This window comes from Bacillus rhizoplanae (assembly GCF_917563915.1).
GTDB lineage: Bacteria > Bacillota > Bacilli > Bacillales > Bacillaceae_G > Bacillus_A > Bacillus_A rhizoplanae.
The window spans coordinates 1-5,456 of sequence record NZ_CAKJTI010000061.1 but is presented as its reverse complement, the minus strand read 5'-3'; the positions used below and the strand labels follow the sequence as shown (position 1 = coordinate 5,456).

General features: G+C 38.0%; 6 protein-coding genes and 1 pseudogene. 1 reads left to right on the top strand and 6 read right to left on the bottom strand.

Features of this window, described 5'->3' with window-relative positions:
• Positions 1-306: 306 nt before the first annotated feature.
• Both LRP84_RS22065 and LRP84_RS22060 read right to left on the bottom strand, forming a co-directional pair.
• A complete protein-coding gene (locus LRP84_RS22065) occupies positions 307-723 on the bottom strand; it encodes a VOC family protein (protein WP_230577042.1) in 417 nt (138 codons plus the stop codon).
• A gap of 169 nt (positions 724-892) precedes the next feature.
• Positions 893-1,366, bottom strand: coding sequence for a TetR/AcrR family transcriptional regulator (locus LRP84_RS22060; RefSeq protein ID WP_230577041.1), 474 nt, complete (start codon positions 1,364-1,366; stop codon positions 893-895).
• Positions 1,367-1,455: 89 nt separating this feature from the next.
• Here LRP84_RS22060 and LRP84_RS22055 point away from each other — a divergent pair, with 89 nt between their 5' ends.
• Complete coding sequence (locus tag LRP84_RS22055) at positions 1,456-2,163, top strand: IS6 family transposase (RefSeq protein ID WP_230577040.1); 708 nt, start codon at positions 1,456-1,458, stop codon at positions 2,161-2,163.
• 289 nt (positions 2,164-2,452) lie between these two features.
• Here the strand turns inward: LRP84_RS22055 and LRP84_RS22050 are convergent, their stop codons facing one another.
• From LRP84_RS22050 to LRP84_RS22035, 4 genes and pseudogenes are all read right to left on the bottom strand, one after another.
• A complete protein-coding gene (locus LRP84_RS22050; RefSeq protein WP_097898858.1) occupies positions 2,453-3,406 on the bottom strand; it encodes a TRM11 family SAM-dependent methyltransferase in 954 nt (317 codons plus the stop codon).
• A gap of 149 nt (positions 3,407-3,555) precedes the next feature.
• Positions 3,556-3,912 (bottom strand): GIY-YIG nuclease family protein, encoded by a 357-nt coding sequence (locus tag LRP84_RS22045; RefSeq protein WP_230577039.1) that lies wholly within the window; start codon positions 3,910-3,912, stop codon positions 3,556-3,558.
• A 185-nt stretch (positions 3,913-4,097) separates the two neighbouring features.
• Positions 4,098-4,436 (bottom strand): annotated as a pseudogene (locus LRP84_RS22040) (transposase); the annotation flags it as partial.
• A 488-nt stretch (positions 4,437-4,924) separates the two neighbouring features.
• A partial coding sequence (locus LRP84_RS22035; RefSeq protein ID WP_230577038.1) for a DUF4352 domain-containing protein occupies positions 4,925-5,456 on the bottom strand: 532 nt, incomplete at its 5' end.

Here is a 5,456-nt window from a genome sequence, read left to right as displayed (position 1 = left end):
GGGTTAAAATAAAGTCGTTTAATTTTTGATGTGAAATACTGTACTCAAAAATATAACAATAAAGTCGTTTAAATCTAAGTCTTATTGCACAATCGTGCCCTATTCTGGAATAGTCCTTTACTACTATTACCTCGTGAAGCCCTTTTTACTTTTCTTGTGCTTTTTGTCTTCAGAATAGTAGTTGAATACCGAACAGTTGGGGTAAGCATAACATAAATCGAGACAGTTGCCACTACACAGATAATTGCTACGCTCCACAGTGCAACTTACCAAGCCTCGTTGAACTGTAAATGCCGCCGGCGAGGGTCACGCTTTTCTGGTCGAACCCAGAACCTCTAAATAGTGCTGATTGTACATAATGCCTAGGATGTTTCCAAAGGGATCGACCACGGAAGCAGTGACGAACCCCTCGCCGCGCTCTGTGGGTGCCTCGTACTCTTTCGCTCCCATAGACAGCAGCTTTTTGAAAGTTGCTGTTACATCGTCGACGTGCCAGTACACTACAGCACCGGCCGGGCCGGTCACTGAACCATCGGGCGCGTAGCGGCTATCGATCAAACCCAGCTCGTGCTGGTAGTCGCCAAGGCGATACTCGGCATATCCTGGACGTTCGAAGTATGGTTCGATGCCCAATAGCTCGGCGTACCACTTCTTTGCCGCTGCTAGATCATCCGCCCAAAAACTGACTGTGGTTAGTCCTCGTAATGTCTGTGTGTCGCTCATAATCGATTCCCTCCTTAATGTTGAGTAGTACGTCCCGATGCTAAACTAAATAACATCTTCTGAATTAACTTCGATTTACTTACGAATAATCCTTTCTCTTATTCAAGAAAATGGCCCGATTGTGGAAGAACGAAGGCATAAGATTAGATATCAAAAGCTTCTTTAGAAATTATTTTGCCAAAATACGCATTAACACTTCCACATCCGACAACCCATACTCTTCATCCCCCTGTTCCTGAGTGAGAAGACTGATGACGATGGTAAAATACCAGATAAGCAGCTTTCGTGGTTCTCCTGGGGAAAATTCACCAGATTTTTGTCCTTTAATGAAGACTGGAACCAGCAGATCGATTAGACCATTCGTAGGAAGGTGTTCAAAGATCTGGGTGACCTTTTCTGGGACATCATCATCCTTACGAGCCCGTTCAATGAGCATAAAGGCGTATTTACTATTTTTATCAAGCATGTTTTCAGTTAAGTTTCTGATTTGTTCAAAGGGTGTTCCAGGCAAGTGTTGAACATGCTCGAGTTCCCCTCTCGCTTCTTCCATCAATTCTTGTATGAGTGTGATGAACAATTCTTTTTTTGAATTGAAATAGCGGTAAATTAGTCCTTCGCTAATACTGGCTTCCTTAGCAATCAAGCTCATTTTTGCTCCTGTGGGTTCTGGTGCAAAAAATCTAGGAGACTTGGACATACTGATACTACTACTCTAAAGGGTGTGTGATCGGTATGGAAACAAAACATTTGTTCAAGTGGAAGCATTATCAACCTGACATTATTTTGTTAACAGTGAGATGGTATCTTCGGTACAGCCTTAGTTTTCGTGATTTAGTGGAGATGATGGAGGAACGAGGTTTATCCATAGCTCACACAACAATTATGCGCTGGGTACACCAATATGGTCCTGAGTTGGACAAGAGAATTCGTGGTCATCTCAAGCAAATAAATGACTCCTGGAGAGTTGACGAAACATACATAAAAGTAAAAGGACAATGGATGTACCTATATCGTGCAGTAGACTCCGAAGGGAACACGATTGATTTTTACCTAAGCAAAACTAGAGATGCGAAATCAGCCAAGTGCTTTTTCAAGAAAGCCTTGGCTTCTTCACATGTGTCCCAGCCTCGCGTCATTACAGTAGATAAGAATCCAGCCTATCCATTGGCGATTCAAGAATTAAAAGAAGAGAAACGTATGCCTGAAGGTATACAGATAAGGAAAAGTAAATATCTCAACAATATTGTGGGACAGGATCACCGTTTTATAAAGAAGAGAGTTCGTTCCATGTTAGGATTGAAATCTTTTCGTACAGCTACCTTGATTTTGAGAGGCATCGAAGCTGTGCATATGATAAAAAAAGGGCAACTTCACCAAAGGGTGAAATCTGCCCAAAATACGCTTGAACTTATTTATAAATTGTTTGGATTAGCTGCCTAATCTTTAAAATCAACAGGATATCGCTATTCTATATTTCTATTAAGCTATTTTTGCACCAGAACCATATTTCACCTCTTTTTTTATGTAACTATTATTATACAAAAAAAGACACTCGCATTACTATGACCCATTTTTACACGTATCTCGGCTGTACCCCCCTGATATTCCGAATGTAATTTCCGTTTATTGGAAATGTGGCGGTAAAATCGTTAGATGCTACTTCTACCCCATTAAAAATGAAAAGTAAACAAAAAAAGACCAATGCACCCATTGGTCTTCCCTTACTTCCCTATTCACAAACAAGAATTTGCCGAGAAAAGTTTCCTTTTCTTGTTACGCAGCGGTCTGTAATTTCAAATCCAATTTCTTCGATCATGTGATCCATTGTTTCGCTTGTTACAACTACTACTTTTTTTGCAATACGGCGCGCATGTTTTAAAATCGAGAATTGATCTTCTGGTGTTGCGCACGTAAATAGATTGTACGGCATATCGATAATTGCTACATCGTAGTTTGTCTGAATGTCTTCGATAGGTCCTACCGTTACGTCTCCTTCAAAACCAAAATGCGCGATGTTTTCTCTTGATCCAATTACAACAAGCGGGTTAATATCACGGCCAACGATGTCAATGCCCATAGAGAGTGCTTCTACCACTACCGTTCCAATACCACAGCATGGATCGATCGCTTTGACTCCATCAGGATTTGGCACAGCGATATTCGCAACAGCTCTCGCTACACGTGTGCTTAGTGACGTAGAATAGCTGCGTGGTTTTTTCACGTGATGGAACCAAACAGCCTCGCTTTCCATATATGTTCCGAAGTACCAACGTCCGCCAATGATTACAATGCCAAATACACGCTCTGGATGATGCACATCGGCTTCACCTTCAATATGCATGCCGATATCTCGCTCAATAAGGCGGCGTTCTCCGTATTCTATTTTTTTCGATTTATCAAGATCATTAATTTTAACGAAGATGACTTTGAACGTGGATCCAGACAAATCAATCTGTTCGACCTGCTTCAAAATATCTGGCAGTTCATCTCCTTCATACATTACGTCAATCCGTTCTTTAATAAACGGGCTTCGGCTCGGATCAATTTTGATTGTGCTTTTCAATATATTAGAGTGCGATTCCGTTCCAAAAAGTGAGCGCATCTCCATATAACATAAAGAACGTTCCTCTTCGCGAAATGCATACGTATATATATACGCCGGTGTTTGGCTATGATTATCCAATCTATTCCCATCCTTTATCGTATCAAATTGTTCTTTCTCTCAAATGATATCCGTATCATTGTGCAACGTAACGTTGCAAGCGGTAAAAAAGGACTAATAAGCCGAGGCAAAGTTGTCTCATTTTATTAGTCCTTTTTATGAGCTTTTACTTATTTAAAGAACACTTTGTCTACATTATATTTCGACTTTTGTTTATTAGCGGTATATGTTTCATAAATTTCTCTTTCCATCGCGTTTTCTACAAGACAAACATCAATTTTGATTACTTCATCTCTATGGTCTTTGATTACTGATACAGTATCTTCAAAATGTTTTTTTATTCTTGGTCTTAACTTTCTTGCCTTACCAACAAACATTAGTCCATTCTTGTTGTTATAAAACATAAAGATTCCACCTTTATCTCTAGGAATTAGGTGAAAATCAGTAAACCCATACATATTACTTAGTTCCGGATCTTTCTGTTTCGTAATTGTAATATCGGGTCTAGGCGCTTTAATTGTAATCACGATTGCTCACGTCCTCTTTCTATATAAAGTTAAATGATATCACAGGCTTCAAGTAAAATCTATTGTAGCTTCCCTCTTCATTGTTGGCAGGACCCCTTATTAATCATTACGGTATGTAAAATTATTATATTGATAATAAAAAAGCTCCCTGTATTGAAGTGAACCCAAAAAGTTAGAAACATATTTTAAGCAGCTAATGAGGAATGCGTTCTGTATTGTACAGGGCTCATTCCTTTTAGTTTTGTTTTGATTCGATCATGATTATAGTAGTGAATATATTTTTCTAATTCTAATTTAAAGTGTTCCATACTTTCGAACTCTTGTAAGTAGAGTAATTCAGACTTTAATAAGCCAAAGAAATTTTCGATGACTGCGTTATCTAAACAATTCCCTTTACGAGACATACTTTGTGTAATTCCTTTTTCTTTCAATACATGTTGGTATCCCTTCATTTGATAGTGCCATCCCTGATCCGAGTGGAGGATAGGAAATTCACCATCTTTTAATTGTTGAAAAACCTTATCGGGGTATCGCCAGCATTTTGGAAAAAAACCACGCTAAGCAAAAAATACAATAAGCTGCCCATATGGACAGCTCATTTACATAATTAGTGAAAGCGGAAGTAAATTATTTGTCAAAAAAGTTAACCGCTCGCTTGGAATTAGCATTGTTTATTTTATATGCTTCAGCTTGAGCTTCATTTGTATTTTTTGCTACTGTAATTTGGGTTGTATCACTAACCCAAACAAAAAAAGTTTCTTTGGATCCATCTTTGAATAAAATCGTCATGTCAGAGTTAAACAGACTATAATTAGAAGAGGATATTATGTCTAATATAAGGACATAGATCCTCTTTTTTCTTACATGATATACTCCATAATTAGAGATTGAAAAGATGGTCTATTATGTATACAATGATAAAAGAACGTATGTTTGTTTTTGGTTAGGGAACGTAGCCTTTTCGAATATATAATTCATATTAAAGAACACTTCCACCAAATTGTATTTAGACTTAGTTTTTTGGTGATTGCAGCTTATCAATTTTCCAGTGTGCTTCTAGAGGGTCTAAAGAGCTTTCAATATAAAACATATATTCATCTGTGGTACCTGGTACTTCAAAAGCTATTTTCAATTCTACCGTTTCATTTGGTTTAACTTGTATATCAGAAGGGTTTTGGTCAAGCACCTTTCCTTCATACGCCTTTCCGTCTTTTTCATCTTTTAAGGTATATTTTAATTCTGATAGTCCAATCATTTGACCTCGTACATTTTTTACAGAGACATTAACAACGACAGAATCGTTGCTATCATTTAAATATGCACTTTGAACGGTGGTCAAGTAATAGCCTCCCTTAGCACTCTCACCAACTAATAAAATACCTTGTTCCAAGCGGCTCATATCTTCTTCTTCAAAATTTATTAATTCTTCATTTTCATTTTTTGCGGTTGGTTCTTCTATTGAACCATTTTCAACTGCACTATCTTTTTTATCTTGTGTGCAAGCAGCCGTAACACTGACAAATACTAGACTTAAAGTAAGTAAT

Bases quoted from the DNA above. Each gene is read 5' to 3' on its own strand.
- LRP84_RS22055 (WP_230577040.1), top strand. From the start codon at position 1,456: ATGGAAACAAAACATTTGTTCAAGTGGAAGCATTATCAACCTGACATT.
- LRP84_RS22065 (WP_230577042.1), bottom strand. From the start codon at position 723: ATGAGCGACACACAGACATTACGAGGACTAACCACAGTCAGTTTTTGG.